Origin of the sequence: Bacillus sp. FSL W8-0629, from assembly GCF_038593225.1 — a bacterium.
GTDB lineage: Bacteria > Bacillota > Bacilli > Bacillales > Bacillaceae > Bacillus > Bacillus altitudinis.
Genome location: NZ_CP151975.1, coordinates 890,001 through 909,699, shown reverse-complemented (window position 1 = coordinate 909,699; position 19,699 = coordinate 890,001). Strand labels below are relative to the sequence as shown.

At 37.2% G+C, this 19,699-nt stretch carries 17 protein-coding genes, 13 tRNA genes and 2 pseudogenes (1 of these 32 running past the window's edge); 7 read left to right on the top strand and 25 right to left on the bottom strand.

All coding sequences use genetic code 11. The features are described 5' to 3' along the window. Positions 1-25 precede the first annotated feature (25 nt). Positions 26-730: a hypothetical protein gene (locus NSQ17_RS04600; RefSeq protein ID WP_135009127.1), complete on the bottom strand. Its 705-nt coding sequence runs from the start codon at positions 728-730 to the stop codon at positions 26-28. A 119-nt stretch (positions 731-849) separates the two neighbouring features. Further along, positions 850-1,644 carry a phosphotransferase gene (locus tag NSQ17_RS04595; protein WP_212360758.1) on the bottom strand — a complete coding sequence of 265 codons (795 nt, stop codon included), beginning with the start codon at positions 1,642-1,644 and terminating at the stop codon, positions 850-852. Between the two features lie 902 nt (positions 1,645-2,546). On the opposite strand from NSQ17_RS04595, the gene NSQ17_RS04590 reads away from it, so the two are divergent. Then, complete coding sequence (locus NSQ17_RS04590) at positions 2,547-2,798, top strand: hypothetical protein (protein WP_310504001.1); 252 nt, start codon at positions 2,547-2,549, stop codon at positions 2,796-2,798. Positions 2,799-3,004: 206 nt separating this feature from the next. Beyond that, complete coding sequence (locus NSQ17_RS04585; protein ID WP_041507563.1) at positions 3,005-3,217, top strand: hypothetical protein; 213 nt, start codon at positions 3,005-3,007, stop codon at positions 3,215-3,217. 206 nt (positions 3,218-3,423) lie between these two features. Here the strand turns inward: NSQ17_RS04585 and NSQ17_RS04580 are convergent. Then, positions 3,424-3,723: pseudogene (locus NSQ17_RS04580) on the bottom strand (DNA cytosine methyltransferase); the annotation flags it as partial. Positions 3,724-3,735: 12 nt separating this feature from the next. Further along, positions 3,736-4,632 (bottom strand): annotated as a pseudogene (gene dcm / locus NSQ17_RS04575) (DNA (cytosine-5-)-methyltransferase); the annotation flags it as partial. 193 nt (positions 4,633-4,825) lie between these two features. On the opposite strand from dcm, the gene NSQ17_RS04570 reads away from it, so the two are divergent. Continuing rightward, complete coding sequence (locus NSQ17_RS04570; protein WP_052472192.1) at positions 4,826-5,803, top strand: restriction endonuclease PLD domain-containing protein; 978 nt, start codon at positions 4,826-4,828, stop codon at positions 5,801-5,803. A gap of 499 nt (positions 5,804-6,302) precedes the next feature. Here the strand turns inward: NSQ17_RS04570 and NSQ17_RS04565 are convergent, their stop codons facing one another. From NSQ17_RS04565 to NSQ17_RS04530, 8 genes are all read right to left on the bottom strand, one after another. Beyond that, the gene (locus NSQ17_RS04565) at positions 6,303-7,208 is read right to left on the bottom strand and encodes a PD-(D/E)XK motif protein (protein ID WP_041507564.1); all 906 of its coding nucleotides are present in this window, start codon (positions 7,206-7,208) and stop codon (positions 6,303-6,305) included. Beyond that, positions 7,186-7,917 (bottom strand): hypothetical protein, encoded by a 732-nt coding sequence (locus NSQ17_RS04560; RefSeq protein ID WP_052472193.1) that lies wholly within the window; start codon positions 7,915-7,917, stop codon positions 7,186-7,188. The genes NSQ17_RS04565 and NSQ17_RS04560 overlap by 23 nt, the downstream gene beginning before the upstream one ends. Next, the gene (locus NSQ17_RS04555; RefSeq protein WP_041507565.1) at positions 7,917-8,861 is read right to left on the bottom strand and encodes a hypothetical protein; all 945 of its coding nucleotides are present in this window, start codon (positions 8,859-8,861) and stop codon (positions 7,917-7,919) included. Before NSQ17_RS04555 ends, NSQ17_RS04560 begins: the two co-directional genes overlap by 1 nt. After that, complete coding sequence (locus NSQ17_RS04550; RefSeq protein ID WP_052472194.1) at positions 8,854-10,860, bottom strand: hypothetical protein; 2,007 nt, start codon at positions 10,858-10,860, stop codon at positions 8,854-8,856. Before NSQ17_RS04550 ends, NSQ17_RS04555 begins: the two co-directional genes overlap by 8 nt. Then, complete coding sequence (locus NSQ17_RS04545) at positions 10,860-13,685, bottom strand: Z1 domain-containing protein (RefSeq protein ID WP_160282807.1); 2,826 nt, start codon at positions 13,683-13,685, stop codon at positions 10,860-10,862. The genes NSQ17_RS04550 and NSQ17_RS04545 overlap by 1 nt, the downstream gene beginning before the upstream one ends. Before the next feature lie 556 nt (positions 13,686-14,241). Continuing rightward, the gene (locus tag NSQ17_RS04540; RefSeq protein ID WP_052472196.1) at positions 14,242-15,057 is read right to left on the bottom strand and encodes a DUF3427 domain-containing protein; all 816 of its coding nucleotides are present in this window, start codon (positions 15,055-15,057) and stop codon (positions 14,242-14,244) included. Positions 15,058-15,561: 504 nt separating this feature from the next. Beyond that, complete coding sequence (locus NSQ17_RS04535) at positions 15,562-15,924, bottom strand: ATP-binding protein (RefSeq protein ID WP_041507566.1); 363 nt, start codon at positions 15,922-15,924, stop codon at positions 15,562-15,564. An 807-nt stretch (positions 15,925-16,731) separates the two neighbouring features. Beyond that, positions 16,732-16,887 carry a hypothetical protein gene (locus tag NSQ17_RS04530; protein WP_160282809.1) on the bottom strand — a complete coding sequence of 52 codons (156 nt, stop codon included), beginning with the start codon at positions 16,885-16,887 and terminating at the stop codon, positions 16,732-16,734. Positions 16,888-16,959: 72 nt separating this feature from the next. Between NSQ17_RS04530 and NSQ17_RS04525 the strand changes: the two genes are divergently transcribed. The 4 genes from NSQ17_RS04525 to NSQ17_RS04510 all read left to right on the top strand — a co-directional run bounded on the left by NSQ17_RS04525 (position 16,960) and on the right by NSQ17_RS04510 (position 18,417). Further along, a complete protein-coding gene (locus NSQ17_RS04525; protein ID WP_084231759.1) occupies positions 16,960-17,205 on the top strand; it encodes a DUF771 domain-containing protein in 246 nt (81 codons plus the stop codon). 102 nt (positions 17,206-17,307) lie between these two features. Beyond that, positions 17,308-17,457, top strand: a complete 150-nt coding sequence (locus NSQ17_RS04520) for an Arm DNA-binding domain-containing protein (protein WP_084231760.1) — start codon at positions 17,308-17,310, stop codon at positions 17,455-17,457. A 3-nt stretch (positions 17,458-17,460) separates the two neighbouring features. Further along, positions 17,461-17,817, top strand: a complete 357-nt coding sequence (locus NSQ17_RS04515; RefSeq protein WP_084231761.1) for a phage integrase SAM-like domain-containing protein — start codon at positions 17,461-17,463, stop codon at positions 17,815-17,817. A gap of 15 nt (positions 17,818-17,832) precedes the next feature. Beyond that, positions 17,833-18,417 carry a site-specific integrase gene (locus NSQ17_RS04510; RefSeq protein ID WP_306173727.1) on the top strand — a complete coding sequence of 195 codons (585 nt, stop codon included), beginning with the start codon at positions 17,833-17,835 and terminating at the stop codon, positions 18,415-18,417. 137 nt (positions 18,418-18,554) lie between these two features. Here NSQ17_RS04510 and NSQ17_RS04505 read toward each other — a convergent pair. The 13 genes from NSQ17_RS04505 to NSQ17_RS04445 form a co-directional block, all read right to left on the bottom strand. After that, positions 18,555-18,636 (bottom strand) — tRNA-Leu (locus NSQ17_RS04505). Between the two features lie 37 nt (positions 18,637-18,673). Continuing rightward, positions 18,674-18,762: transfer RNA gene (locus tag NSQ17_RS04500), tRNA-Leu, on the bottom strand. A 14-nt stretch (positions 18,763-18,776) separates the two neighbouring features. After that, positions 18,777-18,847: transfer RNA gene (locus NSQ17_RS04495), tRNA-Cys, on the bottom strand. Between the two features lie 5 nt (positions 18,848-18,852). Beyond that, a tRNA-Gly gene (locus NSQ17_RS04490) sits at positions 18,853-18,927 on the bottom strand. Positions 18,928-18,934: 7 nt separating this feature from the next. After that, positions 18,935-19,006 (bottom strand) — tRNA-Gln (locus NSQ17_RS04485). A gap of 9 nt (positions 19,007-19,015) precedes the next feature. Beyond that, a tRNA-His gene (locus tag NSQ17_RS04480) sits at positions 19,016-19,091 on the bottom strand. Between the two features lie 24 nt (positions 19,092-19,115). Beyond that, positions 19,116-19,189, bottom strand: a tRNA-Trp gene (locus NSQ17_RS04475). A gap of 13 nt (positions 19,190-19,202) precedes the next feature. Then, positions 19,203-19,287, bottom strand: a tRNA-Tyr gene (locus tag NSQ17_RS04470). Positions 19,288-19,302: 15 nt separating this feature from the next. Then, a tRNA-Thr gene (locus NSQ17_RS04465) sits at positions 19,303-19,375 on the bottom strand. 6 nt (positions 19,376-19,381) lie between these two features. Then, positions 19,382-19,457: transfer RNA gene (locus NSQ17_RS04460), tRNA-Phe, on the bottom strand. Between the two features lie 19 nt (positions 19,458-19,476). Beyond that, a tRNA-Asp gene (locus tag NSQ17_RS04455) sits at positions 19,477-19,553 on the bottom strand. A gap of 14 nt (positions 19,554-19,567) precedes the next feature. Then, positions 19,568-19,644 (bottom strand) — tRNA-Met (locus NSQ17_RS04450). 15 nt (positions 19,645-19,659) lie between these two features. Next, a tRNA-Val gene (locus tag NSQ17_RS04445) sits at positions 19,660-19,699 on the bottom strand; it runs 36 nt beyond the window's last position.

Sequence of the window (19,699 nt, the reverse complement as noted above, 5' to 3'; positions counted from 1 at the left end):
CCAGCCTTTTTCTTATGAAAAACAACTATTGGTGATAGTAAAATGTCTGTACCCACTCATAGGGCTTCTTACGATCCGCACACCATTTCACAAAGCCTCTTGTCTCCGTCTGCTGAAATTCCTTCCAGTCCGATAAAAGCTGGTTATAGTAGACTGCTAGTTTTTCAACATTGCTTTGAACATTTTTATCTTCGATCAGTTTCATGACATCTTGAATCCCTTGAATTCGCTCATGATCTTTCTCATAGGTGCTTAAATAAAGATCTTCATGTATATGATGAAACGAATACCACAAAGCCGAGAAATAGGTTTCGCAAATTTGAACAATCACTCGCTGCTCTTTGCTGCCTCCCATCTCTAATGCCTTCAATAAATAGGGCAGCTCTTCCCCCTGATGCACAAACAAGCCTTGCCAGCGATACGGTCTCACATCCATTGGATCAATATTTTCCCACTCTCGAATAACAGGATGGATCACCCCATGTACCAATGGATACACAAGCAAATGATGACCATCCTCAAAACGTTCAATGTAATCAAACAGCCAAACAACAAATGAACGCCGTGCTGTAAATTCATTCTTATTCATCTCTTCAACAAAAGACTGAAGAACCTTTAACGCATCTTTACGCAGACCCTGTTCTTTTCTTACACAGTACTGTCTAAAAAGCGGATAATCATGTGAGCGCTCATCTTCAATAATAGTCTGTAATATCGTCTTCATTTGCAAGGTAACAACTCCGCCTCTTTACATTCATTTTATTGAACTATTATAACCAATTGTAACATCCACATGAAACTAGTAAAAAGATGAGTTGTCCTTTTTCTTTTATAAAACCCTTGGCATCCTCAAATCCATTCTTTTCTGTGTTCATGAATGAATTGTATGTCTTTTTGATAATGTTCAAGGTGCCCGTCATGAATCATTTTTTGAAAGGCTCTATCCCCTTCATTCGCTTTTCGCTTCATGTATTGACATAGACCTTCTAAACGCAGCAACACCATGTCCACATAATCTTCTGGTATTTCCTCACCATAAGCTTCAAAAAACAGTTTGACTCTATACTTTATATGGGCTGCATGCTCTAATGAATGATAATTTACGACCTCCCCTGTTTCAGTACGAAAAAACCTACTGAGAGGGACACAAGTATAGAGAGTATATGCAATATCCCAAAGCCTTGGACCAGGGGCAGCTACATCAAAATCAATGATTCCCACTGGGTTTTTATCTTTGAAAATGATGTTGTACATCGCAAAATCATTATGGCACACAACCTCTATGTTGTTAGGCGTATTGTCCATTCGTTCCCAATCGTCTGAAATGGGAAAATCACAAACAGCATCATGATACAGTCTAAGCATTTTCGCTATTTCTTTTAAAGCATTGTGAGAGCACATGTATTCTTTTAAGGGATCATGACCGGCCACACCTTCAATGAAGGACAAGATCTCTCTACCTTTTTCATCAACCCCTAAAAACTTTGGAGCATAGGAGAAATTCTTCTTTTCTAAATGCTTTAGCAGCTTTTGTATATTCATATTGTCTGACTTTACCTCTCTGCGAACCGTATCTCCCGAACGATATACGTTCGAGACATTTCCACCTGTCAATAACTCTTCATGATCATTTTGTTTTTTCATAAATTCTCCCCCCAAAACTGGGTCACAATGATGATGCCAGCTAAAGATGTGTATGTACCCACAAATATTCATTTAGTTACACAAAGGTAGTTTATTGTTTTATGTGAATGCGCTACTCCATTTTGTTTCCTTATATGGTTAAATGTATCGTAATATGGTTAAATGTATCGTACCAAATGTTGCAAATCATCTAAAGTTTATTCTGTTAAAAGTAGTACATGCTCATTCTCTTCTAATAGGATTCTATTTTCATCTAAATAACTCATTTAAACCACAAAAAAACGTTTCACCACGAGGGTGAAACGTTAGGTTCATGGTAAAAACCAATCATGAAACTTTTAATTAATACCGGTGGTCGGGGTCGAAATAGGTTAATTAGTATTGATATTACAAGGTTTTATTCGGTTAAAGTGTAAAACTTGTGTAAAAGGATTTTTATTTATAAATATTAAAAGAGCATGATTGTTTTCTACTTTCGTTAAATATTTATCATAGCGTTAACAAAAATGTCATAACTTTACTTTTTATGAACATTTCTACATATCAAATATTATCCATGGCTTAATTGTGTTGACGAGCACTGACAACAGTGCAGTGGATGTACGGTAATTCTAAAGCTTATTTTGACCTTGTAAAAGAGCATATTTTGGAAGTTATCGCCTCAAAATCTTGCTGACCATAATCATCAGATATAACAATTTCTCTTTTCCCATTTAGTATGTCCAAATCAAATAGCTCCGGAAATTTTGAATATGTAGATATACGTTTAAATTTTCTAACTATTTATTTATCTTACTTCTCCTTACCTTCCTCCTTTTTGTACTTTTGATTTGTTTTTTGATACCCTTTATTAAAAAGGCACATCAAGCAATAAACTTTTATATGACGGTGGTGTGATCCAAATGGCTGACAGGATCTCGAAAGAAAATAGAACAAAAAACATGCAGGCAATTAAGTCTGTTTCAAAATTGGAAGATAAAATAACGAAGCAATTATGGAGCAAGAGTATAAGGTTCAGAAGAAATGTAAAAGACCTCAAAGGTAAACCAGACATTGCCATCAAAAAATATAAAGTCGTCATTTTTATTGATAGCTACTTCTGGCACGCTTGCCCCATACACGGAAACATACCGAAAAGCAATATGGATTACTAGGAAAAATTGGAACGGAACGTTAAAAGGGATAAGGAAGTAACCGCCTACTATCTGGATAAAGGTTGGCAAATAAAAAGAATATGGGAGCATCAGGTGAAAGAAGATTTTAACCAGTCAATCAATGATATTATTTCCTTCATTGATAATTTAAAAATATCACACCCTAATATGATTGATGTTAAAATAACAGGAGAAAACAAGAAAAAGTGAGGATTCTTATAAAAAAAGTGGAAACAATCGGAACGGTACAGGACCTGGCAATAGTTATTCAGGAATTATATCAGCATATGGAAGTTGTCGTTACCGGTTCCAGCGCAGAAGAATTAGGCGAATATGTAGTAAAAGCATTAAAGGATTTTAAAGTGGCACATACGGAAAAATTGGCAGATGAAGGACATTACATTAAAATCTATGACTAACAAAAAAGGAGATCAATTTCGATCTCCTTTTTTTAAGTTTCTGGCTTTGTTGATTGTTTGTCCAAAAATCATATGGCTGGGAATTTTAAACCTTTCCGCACTCAAGGCATTCAACGTCGCAAAGCCACTGGTAGCTGATTTTGTCTTTTAACCTTTAGAGTATTCTTCTATAAGTGGCATTCTTTACAGAACATGCTTTTGCTCCTTTATGCCTTTGTTTCTTCCAACTCGAGTTCAGTCTGACCTTCCGGCGCTTCTTTTTTATTTTTGATTTTGCCGGAACGCCTCTTCTTTTTGTTTTCCCCTGATGCCAGCATCTCCTGAATATGTTCTTCGTCCCATTTGGCATCTTCCGTTTCGTATGGAACTTTTGCGAACGTTTTTAAAATGGCTTCCACAATCACTTTCGCTCCCTTTGGAGGAACCGCCATGCCGATTTGCCTTCTGACACTTTCTTTTACACCGATGAATTCGAACCAGTCCGGGAAAGTCTGGAGACGCGCCCTCTCTCGATTCGTTTATGCTCTTGGCTCGTCGTAATGGTACATATGTGTTCCGCCTCCGCCGCTTCCTGTAACAGTATATGCTGGTTCCTCAGGGTGTAAACGTCTGTAAATGTTACTCATTTTCGCGCCCTTCACATTTAGCCGCAATTCCGGGGAGAGGTAATCTACCCAGCAGTTATCCCCTGGAAGGATTTCATCCAGCATTTTCACAACCTTAGGGTGATGGTTTGTGAATTCATGATTAAGGGCATCCTTTTCAATCGGCTCACTTTCCAATGCTTCTTTTGCTATCATCCATTGTTCCTTGTTTTTAAAAGGAGCATTTGGAACCAGAAATCTCAGCCCTAAATCTTTTCGAATGCCGACGATTATAATGCGGTGACGCGCTTGCGGCACGCCATACTCCTCAAAGCGGTACTTATGAGGCGTAATATTAAAGCCGAACTCTCCTGCTTCTTCCATTGCTTTTAAGATTTGGACGAATGCTTTTCCTTCATTGGCGCCTTCTAATCCGCCTACATTTTCGGCTACAAACACACTTGGCTGATGGTGATTCAATAACTTTATTCCGTACCTGTATAGTCCGCCATATTTACCATCAAGTCCCTTGGTTTCGCCCACTAAACTGAAATCGTTGCATGGGAATCCGAACGCGAAGAAATCGATGGGCGGAAGGGATTTAATATCAAGTTCTTTTACGTCCCCATGCTTTACAGTTACAGTATCCTCATCATTACCAACGATATTAAGGCGGAAAGTTTTGCATGTATCTTCATGAAAATCATTCGCCCATGCATGTACTACTTTATATTCTTCTCCGTTTTCGTCTAAAACAACTTGTCCATTTTCATCTAATACAACTGCTTCTTTTGCTCCGAGCGATAATCCGCCCGGACCGCAGAACAGTTCTCCTTTTCGAAAATCATTCTATAACTCTCCTACGTTTGTAGTATTTGTCGTAAATATTATTATACACTACCTACTCTATCAAAAAAAGTTTCTGATACAAAGGAATGGATTCCCATTTTAATAGATGACATGCTAACCAAATTTAATTATTATTAAATTAATAGTGTAATTTAATAGAATTGGGGGAAATAAAATGTACCTTATCAATAATTTGGAAGAGCGTGTTTTTCGCGTTCCTTACGAACGGGGCTACCGTAAACTGCGAATCCTCTCCGGGTATGCATCCAGCGCTTTTTTGTATCACATTTTGAACAGATACCCTGAGATTGAAATTGAACTTATTATCGGAATGAGCAAACAAGATGGAATTAGACGTTGGGATCATGAACGCTATCAGCAAATCATGAACGAAAATCCTCGGATTAGCATCAGTTATAAAACAAGCCTGCCTCCTGTTCACAATAAAATCTACCATTGGCATAATGGAGGCTTATTTCAGGACTCCATGACATACGTCGGCTCGGCGAACTTCTCTTGGGGAGGATTCAGAGACCAAACGGAACTTATTGTAGAAGCGAATCATGACAATATTGAAGAAGTGTTTGATGTTCCTGATTGCCTAAGCTGCACCGACCCGACAATTGAACAACATATCAGATTCCATGATATGTTTATCAGGCGGACAATAAGAAATCATGAAAGAATTGTTACCATTCAGCAGAAAACTTACGGATCGGACCGAAGGGATTACCGTCATCTGCATCATCTGCCGTATGTGGATCTACCTCTACTTCTGAATAACGATACTGCCATCCATGAAAGAAGCGGGCTTAACTGGGGGCAACGCGAAGGAAGAGAACGGAATCAGGCGTACATTCCCGTTTCATCCACAATTCACGCCGCAGACCCTGACTTCTTCCCTCCGCTTGAGCAGGAGTTTACTATAGTTACAGATGATGGAGAGCGGCTGATGTGCGTTATGGCTCAGGCCAACCGAAAAGCCATACATACCCATGAAAACAACAGCCTCATGGGAAGGTATTTCCGTAACCGGATTGGTGTTCCTTTCGGCGGGAGAGTAGACGCACAGGATGTCATCGCTTACGGAAGAACAAGTGTGAGAGTCTATAAAATTGATAATGAAACCTATTTCATGGATTTTGGAGTGTAAAGAAAGACGAGTATTGGCGCGTATGCCATTACTATGACTGGCTGGCGTTTACGGTGGGCAGATTGGCGTTGCTTTGTTCTCCGGAACAGCGATTAAGTATTAGTATAATAATTCTTTTCCCGGTATTTACATCAACTTTATATGCAAAAAACTAACCTTAACATATATGTGTTACAGTTATTTTTGAGACCTCATATTCTCAGTATATAGGAGGATTATCGTCACTTTTCACTAATTATTTGGGTGGGTTTTTCTTTCGAACCGGAATGAAAAAAAACAACTTACCACCAAAGTAAGTGTGAATGATAAACTCCCTTTGTTTAATAACCGGAAAAAGTGGTCTGTTTGATTTTTCACCCACTCCTTACTCGAATTAATTTTAAAAGCGCCTCTGAAGAGGCGCTTTCTGAATTGAGTTATCTTGGCAAAACCTTCTTTGCTTTCTCTGGAGCGTTGAAATTACGTCCTTGATGTTCATTTTAAAAAAACATCACTATTTCTATTGGAATTCCTTCAAGTCGATAACTGCCCCATTCAAACCATCTAAATCTAATGTATAAACGAGTCCGCTAATATGTTTTGGCAACTGTTCATCTTTAAAACTTTCTGGTACGATTTTTGGGAAGCTTTCATCGACTTCATATTTCTTTACTTCGAGCAGGCGATATGATTTTCTTCGAACCTCACTGCCAAGTGGATATTTTAGCTTTTCAAGTGCACGTTCTATTTCCGATTTTTCTACTCCCAATTCTACTAATTTTGTTACCATATCCTGAATTGAAATGCCGTGTACATCTGGCTCAAAACGATAAAATAACAAATATTTTGCTTTTAGCTGGTATTGACTATTAATTGTAATTTTTGAACCATATCGTGCTACAGTCGATTTCACCTCATAACTACCATCATTACAATTAAAATCAATAGAACCACCAAATGGTCCAACCCAAGAAACGTCCCTTTCTTCTTTAAGCAAATGATAATAACTTAGCATTTCTGCTATTACACTATAGGTTGCCTTTTCAATATTGGCATTGCCCATCAGTTCTTTCATCGAATGCCACCATGAGATTGGATTCTGTTTGATTTCTTGATAGGATTCTGCATAGAGTATCTTCTCTAAAAAGCCGGAACAAATAATTGCAAAATCATCGTATAACTTCGGATGATCAGATAGCAACATTAATAAATGCCGTTCTTCACCGCCAACTACAATTTCCTTCGTATAATAAGATATGCTGGCAAACCGCTCATTTACATATTTATCTGTCGGGATTTCAATTGCAACACCTTGCATCCCATCAATTTTTATAATCCAATAATAAAGCTCTTTGAACGCAATGGAACGTTTTGCAGATATTCGAAAATAAGCGAACCTATCTCTAATTTTTTGTAATGTTTCCATATACCGGACTCTTTTCTCCAATTGTGCAAAAATCATTAAAAAAATAATTATACAAATCTGTTACGTATGTTTCTATGCCACCTTCTACTAAATTAGGTTCAATCATATTTAACCTTGCGGTGTTTAATTTCAACACACGACGAAATAATTGTGGAACTTTGCTACTAGCATGTATTTTATACTGACGCATAATTTCGCGTGTCAGTTCCAAACGATAACCGCCGATGCCTGAACGGTCGAGTAGCTGTAGGATTTCATCCGACGAATTATCTTTTAATGTATCGAGCGTTTCTTCCTCTGTTCCTTGCCAAGAAAGATGAATATACCACCAAATACCTTTCAGCCAAATACGACGTGTTCCTTTAAAAAAACGTTGATCATTCATCCCATAACGTTCGTATACTAAGTCCGGAAATACTTCTAACGATAAATAACGCCATATCTCATCTTGAGCCGCTAATCTCTCATTAAAGCGGTAATATTTTTTTAGTACATGGTACAATAACAATCCCATATGCAAATCAAATGCATAAGAATTAATTTTCTTCATTCCATCCATTAAAAATGTTTTTTTTTCATTCATCATGATTTCACGCAGATGATCAAAAGGCGCTTTGACTTGTCGTGGTGCACAGTTTTCCGGTTCGGACATAATTTGCTGAAACTTAAATTTTGCTTGTGCTTTTGTATATACCACACTTTCCCACACTACATTTCACCTGTCTTTACTCTTGTCTCTAAATCTTTGCGAAGAGACATCGCAAGTTTTTCTGGCGTATCGAAATCCCAATTCAGAGTTGTTTTAAAATAATGCATGACTTGCCCAATAGAACCTTCTTCGCAGTTTCTCCCGTCTTGAATATCGTACCAATCTGGACATTCCATCAAGTTTTGCAATATAAGCTGAAGGGCGCTTGCTAAAAACTCCACATATAATGTTTGATCGAGCTTCGTTTTCGGGTTTTGAATCGACGGGAATGCGACATGTGCTTTATTTAAATAAATCGCGATATATTCTTTGTCAAACGGTTCAACTAAAGGCTCGGTATAATTGAAGTCGACATACCATAAAGGTTTATCCGGTTCATTTACAAGCACAATCGGGAATGTCGAACCAGATCCATCTAAAATAATAGCCCATTCTACTAACTTCCCTAAGATCGTACCTGGTAGTTGTGATTGTCCATGCATTCCATTGCGGCTCGCTTTTTTTAAATAAATGACAATTGAAATATATACTTCGCCAAATAATTTATCGTTTGGGAAATAATAATCAATAGGTATAATCAAACCATTCGGCGTTGTACTTGTAATGGTTCCAACCGGGATAACACCGCGCTGAGAAGATTGCTTTGACAGCCATTGCATCGCAATCCCTAACTCGGCATCACTATTTATCAATTGTGTTGGTCCAAACAAACTGGATGGACATCCTAGTTTTAAATTGCCTGAGAGCCCAAAACCATTTTCTACATAGTCCCAGCTATCATCTTCATTACTCAACAATGTTTTATATTCATAGTCTTCAGTTTGATTGAGGACATATTCTCTACCATCTTCACCCCTGTAAAAGAACTGGAAATCTATCGAGACATCTAACAATTCTTCCATAGCCTCATCATAAAGTCGATGCATGCTAATCTTATTAGCCATTGTCTACACTTCCTTCTGGCTTCATCAACATTTCGACTTGCACATGAGGGTCAGTACAAGTGAATACTAATATACCTGAACATTCAACTGGCACTTCGCTTTTCTCAATACGTATAGCATGCAACACTTTGCTGTCACTTTTTTGAGCAGATGATCTCCCAAATAGACCCATAGTATTTGGGAAAGAATAGTACGTAATTTGTGCAGGGAATGGTGTCCCTACACTATCTACTGATTCCCAATCCATTGCTGAGATTTTCCCACCTTCGGAAGCAATATATAACTCTATTGTAAAAGCAGCAACATTTTTTGCTAGTTTCAATTGAAAATGAACTTCTAAAGTACCAGTTTCTAAATATTTTTGTGATACAATCGTAAAACTATTGCCACGATTACCTCTAATAGTGGGGGACTTCGGACCGCCCGCTCGATTACGACTGGAAGCACGACGTCCAAATCCGGTCGGCGGTAATAGCATCTTTCCAACATTGCGTGCTAGTTTATTAAGAGATTGCTTTTCTTTCACTTCTTTTTTATTTTCAAATGACGCTTTGATTTTACGGCGAGCTTGTGCTCGAATTTTCTCAACAATATCAAACGGTTTACTTTTTATAATAAGGTCTGTCCAAGTGGTGTGATCTGCCATCTCACTTTTTCGTAAATAGCCCTCTAAATCTACGACATCATTTTCTGGATTCAGTAATTTCGTATTGGAATTTGGCACAAAAATAGCAACTAAATATTCGTTCTCTTCTGTTGCACCCAGTCCTTTACACCATTCGCCATCTGTTTCATAATTCACAATCATTCCCGGTCTTCTTGCATAAGCCATTATTGGAGCATTTTGCTCAACATCCGGATTCTTCTTATTCACACATGTAAATGGACTCGGACCATTTAAAGGTGCTAGCATATCTAGCTCCTTCATCGTGAACTTCCTATACGCTACTCGCCCCGCGTTATTTACTTTATTGTGTTCAAAGTAATTACGAATTTGAATGTCATTGATAAAATAACGATTTGAATTACCACCGAGTACAGCTGCGTTGTACATTAATTGTAACTCAAAGAATACTGGTAAAAAATCGTCCTTTTCTAGCCTCTCTCCATTGACATGCCCGTCTAAATATTTTCCATAATAATATTTTTTATTAGCTAAGCGCGGTGCATACCAACGTTGCATTCCCACTCGTATATAATCGACTACATTTGATTCCCATGGCTTGTTTTCATCTGGATTGATTTCGTGCTTAATTAGTAACTGCTGTTCATCAATAAATGGAATTATGATTTTTGTACCAAGACGGTCGCCCTCAAACGGCTCAATAGATAAGGATTGTAAAATATCTCGAATCAATACTTGATCTGTAATTGGAATAGTATCATATTGATCAGATGATATCCGTTGTCCCCACCAGGCAATTCCGCTCGGGACTTTTCCGGCGGATCTTGGAATAATCGGATCCGGCATTTTCTCGTTTTCTACTAATGTCACAGCTAAACGATGCTCGTAACAACCATTGTCATTTAAAATATGTGTATAGTAAACAACTAAGCCAATGCCTATACGGAAATAAACAGTTTTCCCTAATCCCCAAGACCCGCCAGCACCTGGTGTTTCTTGTGCCATGCTAATCCCATAGATTAGTTTAAAAATATTGCCATTTGGTGAACGTTTAAAGTCTAATGAACCCGTTAATCCGGTTGTATTGGCATCTTCAATATAAATCGCCTTTTGTGGGGAGGCTCCATACTTTTCGATTAATCGATCTGTAATTCCATCCAAATGTTTAGCAAAGTTCGGGACATTGACATCCTTGATGCCAATGTCCACATACACAGAGTCATGCCCTTCTACACGAATACCCGCATCTAAACTATTTTGCACAGCTTCACGGACAAGTAAATCTAAAATCGGTAAATCGTTATTCTGAATAAGTTTTAATAATGAACTGCCGGTTTGGGACATTTTCCCAATCTCTGCAATCTCAATTTGCATTACTCATTTCCTTCTTCCGTTTCAGTCTCACCCATTGGATTCTCAATTCGAATTGACAATTTTGTAGCTAAATTTTTGCCCGAACGATACCCCGGAACAAACAAACTAACACCAATTAAATCTTCTGAAGCATTTAAGTCATAACGTCTATCAGCTTCTTTTGTATTTGGGCTTTGTCTTTTTTCAAATTTTGAATCTTTATCAATACGATATATAAGTAGCTGAGGTGTTAAACCAATACCGGCAACTTTACGTATTTCATTTACAACACTTTTCTTTTGCTGTTTTTGATCAATTTCTTCTAATTGATCTTCAATATGTGCGCGCTTTGCTTTCCCAGCTTGTGTTAACTTAAATTCCTCTGGAATAGAGTCATACATTTCTTTCGTCATATCTGCATATAAATCAGATGGAGTACGTAACACACCAATATTAATTTTTTCGCCAGTAGCCGATCCACGACGACTACGTGTAGCTAGCCCTACACCACGACCACAGACTATCCATTGTTTATGTGTGAGATCATCTAACTTACCACTGCTAGATAAAACGACATTCCAGTTAGTAAAACCGGCTTCCGTTTGTTTCTTTTGATACCATTTAAAAAAGGTTTCAATATTAGAGAATTCACTATTCTGACTAAATGTGAATTTACGGAAAAAGTCATCCATAATTTGTTGGAACGGCACATCTACCCAATAGAGACCCCGATTATTCCGTGTTTCATTTGGCGAACCTAAATAATTTAGAAATTGTTCGGTTACATTGATATTTTGTCTCTGAATAACTGCATCATCATCAAATACAATGGTCTGACTCGATGTCCCAGAGAAGTCCAAATCGATTTCCTCTGCACTTTGCATACGTTTTTTTGCTGTAATTCGCAACCATGATACTTTCGGTGAGTTTTTAATTTTTGGTCCGTATTCATTGGCATCCATACCTTCTAAAATATATGTTTCAATATCCTCACGTAATTCTTCCTCAAGGGTAGCCATAAATCTAAATTTCGCTTCTGTATCCTTTGTTAGCCAAATACGCGGTAACATTTCATAACCTTTACGATAACCAAAGAAACGCCCCATTTGAAGTAACGTATCTGCCTGAGAGGTCGTACGAAGGAAATATGTGCTTACTAACCCCTCAATAGTTAAACCGCGCGATAATGTACTACCACCAATAACAATAAATGCTGGTGCTGGAGCAGGGTAATTTGGTGATTTTGGATCTGGATATACTAAACGTACATGCTCTAAATCTTCCGTTATACCATTATTTGCACAGTTATCGATGCATAAATGTAATCCGTCATGATATTCCAATCGTTTTGTATCTTCTAACACATTGATGTGAGAAGGATATTGACGGATTAAACGTTTTAGCTCTTCTTCAATTTTTTCAAATGGCGGATAATCTTTTACATCCTCTTTATTTGGATAAACTTCAAACTCCATTTCAAAGTCTTCTTTTGTAAGTTTTTTTTGCTCTTGTTCATATAATAATTTACAATTTTCAATAATTTGCGCTTTCGATGTACTTCTGAAATACGAGTTGATTAAATCAGCAAAAATTTGATGATGTATTTGCTTTTGACTCGTATGGACAAGCATACTTATCGGCTTTTTATATTTACGATAACGCATAATGGAAGTAGCTAATAAAAACCAATGGAGTGCATCTTCAAATGATTGTGGTAAATATGATTCCTCTCCTTTATGAATACCACCTACTACTAAATCACGGTCGTTAATGGTAATTTCACGAACAATTGGCAACCCGCGATAATATTCATTATTGTCTAAACCAAAAATTTGTTTGGCACCAAAATATTCTTTCGCCGGATTTAGAACAGCAACAAAATCACGTGGGTATAAGGACTCTTGTGAAGCTTCATTTAAAAAATTAGCATAAGGTGTAGCTGTATAACTGACGTAATTCATACTCAATGGTTTCGAACCATCATTTGCTTGAATATTCACGAGTTCTACAATTGCTTTATTCAATGCTGTTCGTTCCGCCAAGGAATCATTTACATCATTTGTATTTATTCCACCTTGGTCGGATTCATCATCAATAATCAAAATACGCATTTGAGAAAGCTTTTTTCCATCTTCTTTTAACCATTGAATTAAATCATTTAATCGTGTCTTATTTTTCAAGCATACATTTAAGTAACGGTCACGTGACCTTTCATTCAATAAAAGACTGCTGACTTTATGGGAAGAACCCGGCTTTAATGAAAGCTGACTTAAACGTTCCCAAGAAAGATTTCCTGGATTTTTCAAGTCATCCATGAGACGTTCTTCTGTTTGTTTACGCAAATTTTCAATTGTTCCGGATAAAACGATGAATAAATTAAACTCCCAATCAGCTGCCATTGCCATTAATGCAGCCATACTTGCTGTTTTACCTGACTGCACATGACCAATGGTTAAACCTTTTATCGGATTCTCTGTCTCTACCCGGAGCTTTCTTAAAATACTGATTGTTGTATTTTCAACATCTTTTATCGATTCATCAGTCCAACGTTGTTGGATTAACTTGTTCTTATATAATATCCAGCTACTTGCAGCGCTAGTAGGAATCGTCAAATCATTATCTATCCGACGACTTAAAATACGATTATTGGCAATTTTCTCTTCAATCAACTGTTCTCGCTCTTCTGCCTCACGCAAAAAATCTACGATCGCCATCCACATTTGTGCATTCAAATCTTCGGGAATCTGATCGGCTTCTTGTAATAATTCAAGTTTATATTTTAGCCCCTCTACATCATGCTTGCCGTAATATTTAATAAAATTCCAGTCCCGTCCTTTTTTACGCAACCTTTCGACTGCCATTCGATGCTCATCATACTTTGGGGAAGAAAAATCGTTCATAACATTTATCAGGTTCATATCTATTATTATTAACCTCTCTTTCTATTTTTTAAAATCTATTATTTGTTCGGGCATATTTTCAATGATGGCTTCATTGAGTGCCACCAATTCTCCCAGTTTTAAAGGATTTAAAGAGCATCGTTACAGTTATGCCCATTAGGATTTCCCACCTCTATTTCTAATGGGCACTATTTCCCGGTGCAAATATTACGCCCTAGCCATATAATAATAATTTTACTACAATTCTTTAAGAAATTGGTATTCTAGGAGAAAAATCATTTTAATTATTAACCATGTCATGCCTTCAACTTTTTCAGATGATTGTATATTGGAGGAAATTATGAAGTAGATAACCGGATCTGCACTATTTCTCTGTAGTTGAGCGAAATCATTTGCGTTCAGTCTAAATCTTTTCTGCTGGAGTCTCTAAAAAGGAAGAAATGATTAATATCTATCATGATAAAAATGGAACCCCTTTGATAAGGAATTCCAACTAGGTCTTTTATAATTTTAATAGCACTTGCTTCCTTCTTTTTTCAATCGCCATTGTTAGCTCTTCTACCGACAGGGTACTTTCCCTTTTACGATGAATCATACTGTGGCAGTTTGAACATAGAGGAACCAAATCAGTTTCAGGATTAATACTTGTTCCCTCCCGAAGTTCCGAAAGTTGGATTACATGATGGATTTCGATAAAATGGAAAGCCAAATCTCTTCCGTAAAACAAATTAAAGTCAAAACCACATGCTTTGCAAACCGTCCCATGTATTTCGATTGCCTTTGCTCGGTTTTTTAAACTCCTTTCATAACTTACATGTGTTTTGACTCTTTTTGCGCCTTCCTGGTCAGGTATAAAATCATCTTCAATCAAACTTGTCTTGTTCATTTCAGTTGCGTAAGCCCTAGCGCCTACTGCCATACTTTTGGTTGTTGATAAAATAAAAATTGAGGGCTTATCAGCATAAACTTTATAGTCAACTAAAAATACCCTACCATAATAGATAAATGGGGTATGATGTATTTCTCTGTAAAATAAATAAATAGAATCATTCTGGGATCCAGCATTAATAAGCCTTTCATCATTCGTATGGCTTGTTTCTCCTTCCAAATGCAACAAGCCTTCTTCAATAAAGTAATCCTGATACTGAGTATCGGATTTTTGCTTTATTTTAGTTACAAATAAAATAATTATTTTCTGATTTGCTGGTGTAACAATGCCACGGCTTATCGCTTGGCGTTTTTTGTAACCCCATAATGAAGCTAGCGCATCACGATTATATTTTTCGCCTTTTACTAAACTTTCCATATCTATTGACATAGTTCTCCCTCCAAGACATTTCGAAGCTATCTGTTTTTTACAAATTGTTCTGACCATTATTCACAATATTCTTTTTCAATTGGTCAATATGTAAAGGAAAATGTTCCTAATCCTTGTGCAAACTTCTCTATTTTCTTTTGGAGATTTTAATCGCTTATTGTCCTTGCCACCAATAGCCTAAGTGAATGTTATGAAGACATCATTGGTATTTCCAAATCTTTTAAATACCTTAAAATTTTATACAACCATTTAATGGTTGCTTTTCCTATTGATGTACAAGCGGCTTAATTTTGGACTGCTTCATATGGTTGATCACTAAATAACGCTCCAATTGTTTGGATTTTAACATAAATTCATTTAATGATGTTAATAGCTCTGTCTGTCTTCTCCGGAGCCTGTCCAAACCAGGTAAAATTTCATCAGTAAAATATGTAGCTATAAGACTAGGTAAATCTATATTATTTGATTGAATATAAGTAAATTTAAAATTTGATAAAAAACCTTTTATTTCAACAATACTGAGTTCTGTCGTATTTTTTTCCCATTCATTTGAAAAATGTTCTCACTTCTACTTCTGGAATACTTAGTTGTAATAGTATAAATATCCCCAGATTGATTACCGAATTCCACAGTAATTTGGGACTTACTACCGCCTCCGTAAGAACCCTCCGCAATGTGGTATGGAATATCAATTTCATGATTGAACTTATCTTTATCTAAATAAAAGAATAAATCAAGCGCTCTTAAAAAATTTGTTTTTACAATGTTATTAGGACCGCAAACTATTAAAAGTTCCCCGTTTTTACAATCCACTGTAAGGTTGAAAATAGATCTAAAATTAGATATTTTTATTTTAAACTCGGACAACAATAAACACCTACTTTTTAATATTTCTGGTTATAATACCCAAATATATCCTGATCCATTATATCAAATTTAATTTTTTAAAAGATTTACCTATTGACGTGTAGAAATACACAAAAGAAAGTAAACTTGTAAAAACACACTTTGCTTTTGCTAAGGGTCTATTGAATATTGCCCGTGAGGCTATATCTGAGTTCAAAAAAACATTTGACAGACATATGAAATATGATCGATGAAAAAGTAATAGAATAGAAAACTACATACTCCTCCCACAACTACTTTTATTACTCGGATTTTTGAGCTATATCACATATTTTGTTGAAAAATGCGTAAACAAATAGTATTACCGCTGATTTTGCTTTATTAAACATCCTTTGGAAATCCACGTGTTATAATTTTTCAGGACATTGAGAAATCAACGGTTCCTAATCCCTTGATTGTCAAGACTTTTATCGTTTAATTTATTCCCTTATAAAAGCCTTGATTTTATCACGTTCTCTTCGTTTTTATAAAACGATACAAATTCCTTCCCTTACACCTAGTTTAAATGTAATTAGAACTAATATCAGTTTCAGAGAGGACTAATCATTATTGACGCTCAGTGATTGATTAGCCCCCTGACCTAGTTAAGAGAATATAAAGATGATATGATTCCAGTTCTTTTTAATACTCTATCTCTATCCATCGCTCTTAGTATTTCTAGTATTTCTACTTTTTCTAATGTCAATTTATATACCTGCCTTATTAACTTTGCTTCTTTGACTGGTTCCCCAAACTCTATCCTGGTTATTCTTCCATAGTTCACTCCCGTTACTCGAGAGCAATAAATGCTCTTGATAACCCTAACTTTTCTCGCCACTTTAAAAGCTGCTCACCTTCTTCAATCCACTTTTGCCTTGTTCTTTGAACTTGCTCCATTCTTTCTGTCGATTCCGCATCAGAAAATGCTAGTGAAATATTCTTCATTTAATTAGTCCTCCTTCAAATTTTACATACAAAAAACGCCCAGTACGCCAATATATTATCGATAGTCCAACAATGCAGTTGATCTACCTATACTTGACGCCTGAGCGTTTTATCAGAGATCTTGAAGTAAGAATTAATAGAAAACATGAATGGATTAAAGAGAATATACTTTATCCAAAAAAGTTTGGAACATTACTTGATGTGGAATATGGCGGGTTTGTCTATTATCCAAGAACAAAGGGGCAAACATGGTGTTTTCAAGCTACAAAAATGGCTGAGTTTTTGGAGAGGAATTTTCAACAAATATTCAGCAGCTAAAAATTATTCATACAGTGTAATTACAAAATTTAAATAAGACTTGTTAAGATAGGGGTAACCTATTTCGGCTGTCTACCCCTATTTTAAAAGTGAGGGGATAATATGGCTAGCATTCAAAAGAGAGGTAAAACATATCAGTTTACCGTCAGTCGTACTGTAAATGGAAAATCAAAATCTATTCGTAAAGGAGGATTTCGCACAAAGAAAGAAGCTCAAATAGCAGCTGCAGAAATAGAATCAAAACTAAGCTAAGGTTTGCTTCCGCACCTAACTCCAGTTCCAATAGATGAGTATTTTGACAAATGGGTGAATCTTTATAAGACAAATATAAGTGTTACTACTCGTATGCATTATGAATACACATCTAGGGCAATAAGAACATTTTTCGGCAGTAAACCATTGCAGGAAATCACTAGATATGATTATCAGATGTTTATCAATGAATTCGGTTCTAATAAAGCTAAGGAAACCGTTGAAAAGGTCAATACCCATATCCGTGCTTGTGTGAAGGATGCAGTGGATGAACAAATCATACATCGTGACTTTACAAGAAATGCTAAAATAACCTTTACAACGCTTGCTAAAAAACCTGATGAAAAGTACTTACACTAGAAAGAAAGTGAATTGTTGTTAAAAGAGATCTGGAAGCGTCTTGAAAAAGGATTGGGTTATTCCTTACTTTTACTAGGTTTAACATCAGGAATGCGCTTTGGAGAGCTTGTAGGGTTAACGAGAAACGATTTTGATTTTGTTAATAATACAATCAAAATCAATAAAACTTGGGGCTATTTGAAAAGACATCCTGAAGGGTTTGGTCCAACAAAAAATGAGCAATCAAATCGAACAATTAAAATGGATGGCAAGACCATGGGACATTTTAAAGAGCTATTTAAAAGTATTCCTACTAATATTCATCAGTTAGTCTTTTATAGCCCATCTTCCAAATACAAAGTAATCAGCAATACTAATGCAAATAAGCTGTTAAGAAATATATTAACTGATCTTCGGATAGATCCAATTACCATGCACGGATTACGGCATACTCATGCCAGCTTATTGTTGTATAAAAAAGTTTCAATTTATTATGTAAGTGAAAGACTTGGACATGGTGACATTGATACAAAGTTAAGGGCATACACTCACGTCATTAAAGAGTTACGAGAAAAAGACGAGCTTGGAACAATTAATACTTTCGAGAATATGATTGTGTAAAAAATGTGTAAAATGATTTGAAATTCTATCGGTTTCTATCGTATAGTTCAAAAAAATAAAAAGCTCAAAAATCCTTTAAGATAAAGGATTCATGAGCTTTTTTGAATAATTAATCTTAGCATAAATTAATCTAAAAATACCGGTGGCCGGGGTCGAACCGGCACTCCGTGAGGAACACGATTTTGAGTCGTGCGCGTCTGCCAATTCCGCCACACCGGCATGATCATTAAAGAGCGCAACTTATAATAATAAAAAATGGTGCCGAGGGCCGGACTTGAACCGGCACGGTAGTCACCTACCGCAGGATTTTAAGTCCTGTGTGTCTGCCAATTCCACCACCCCGGCAGTCTTTTCAAAAAAGGCGACACCCGGATTTGAACCGGGGATAAAGGTTTTGCAGACCTCTGCCTTACCACTTGGCTATGCCGCCATAATTGGAGCGGAAGACGGGATTCGAACCCGCGACCCCCACCTTGGCAAGGTGGTGTTCTACCACTGAACTACTTCCGCATATCAACTGGGCTAGCTGGATTCGAACCAACGCATGACGGAGTCAAAGTCCGTTGCCTTACCGCTTGGCTATAGCCCAATAATAAAATGGGGCGATTGATGGGAATCGAACCCACGAGTGCCAGAGCCACAATCTGGTGCGTTAACCACTTCGCCACAACCGCCATAGATGTAATGAATCATATAATTGGCAGGGGCAGTAGGAATCGAACCCACACCGGAGGTTTTGGAGACCTCTGTTCTACCGTTAAACTATGCCCCTATGAAAATAAAAATGGTGGAGGGGGGCGGATTCGAACCGCCGAACCCGGAGGGAGCGGATTTACAGTCCGCCGCGTTTAGCCACTTCGCTACCCCTCCACATTTGAAAAACAGTGCCGGCAAGAGGACTTGAACCCCCAACCTACTGATTACAAGTCAGTTGCTCTACCAATTGAGCTACACCGGCAAATAGTGGTGGCTCGGGACGGAATCGAACCGCCGACACACGGATTTTCAGTCCGTTGCTCTACCAACTGAGCTACCGAGCCAAGTATTCTTTTTAAAAAATGGCGGTCCGGACGGGACTCGAACCCGCGACCTCCTGCGTGACAGGCAGGCATTCTAACCAACTGAACTACCGGACCAATAAAGAGAAATTTGGTTGCGGGGGCAGGATTTGAACCTGCGACCTTCGGGTTATGAGCCCGACGAGCTACCGAACTGCTCCACCCCGCGACGATATAAAAGATATGGTGGAGGATGACGGGCTCGAACCGCCGACCCTCTGCTT

What these genes read in the sequence shown, in the direction of transcription:
- NSQ17_RS04595 (WP_212360758.1), bottom strand. Translation starts at nt 1,644, where the DNA reads ATGAAAAAACAAAATGATCATGAAGAGTTATTGACAGGTGGAAATGTC.
- NSQ17_RS04590 (WP_310504001.1), top strand. Translation starts at nt 2,547, where the DNA reads ATGGCTGACAGGATCTCGAAAGAAAATAGAACAAAAAACATGCAGGCA.
- NSQ17_RS04570 (WP_052472192.1), top strand. Translation starts at nt 4,826, where the DNA reads ATGTACCTTATCAATAATTTGGAAGAGCGTGTTTTTCGCGTTCCTTAC.
- NSQ17_RS04565 (WP_041507564.1), bottom strand. Translation starts at nt 7,208, where the DNA reads ATGGAAACATTACAAAAAATTAGAGATAGGTTCGCTTATTTTCGAATA.
- NSQ17_RS04555 (WP_041507565.1), bottom strand. Translation starts at nt 8,861, where the DNA reads ATGGCTAATAAGATTAGCATGCATCGACTTTATGATGAGGCTATGGAA.
- NSQ17_RS04550 (WP_052472194.1), bottom strand. Translation starts at nt 10,860, where the DNA reads ATGCAAATTGAGATTGCAGAGATTGGGAAAATGTCCCAAACCGGCAGT.
- NSQ17_RS04540 (WP_052472196.1), bottom strand. Translation starts at nt 15,057, where the DNA reads ATGTCAATAGATATGGAAAGTTTAGTAAAAGGCGAAAAATATAATCGT.
- NSQ17_RS04530 (WP_160282809.1), bottom strand. Translation starts at nt 16,887, where the DNA reads ATGAAGAATATTTCACTAGCATTTTCTGATGCGGAATCGACAGAAAGA.
- NSQ17_RS04525 (WP_084231759.1), top strand. Translation starts at nt 16,960, where the DNA reads ATGCAGTTGATCTACCTATACTTGACGCCTGAGCGTTTTATCAGAGAT.
- NSQ17_RS04520 (WP_084231760.1), top strand. Translation starts at nt 17,308, where the DNA reads ATGGCTAGCATTCAAAAGAGAGGTAAAACATATCAGTTTACCGTCAGT.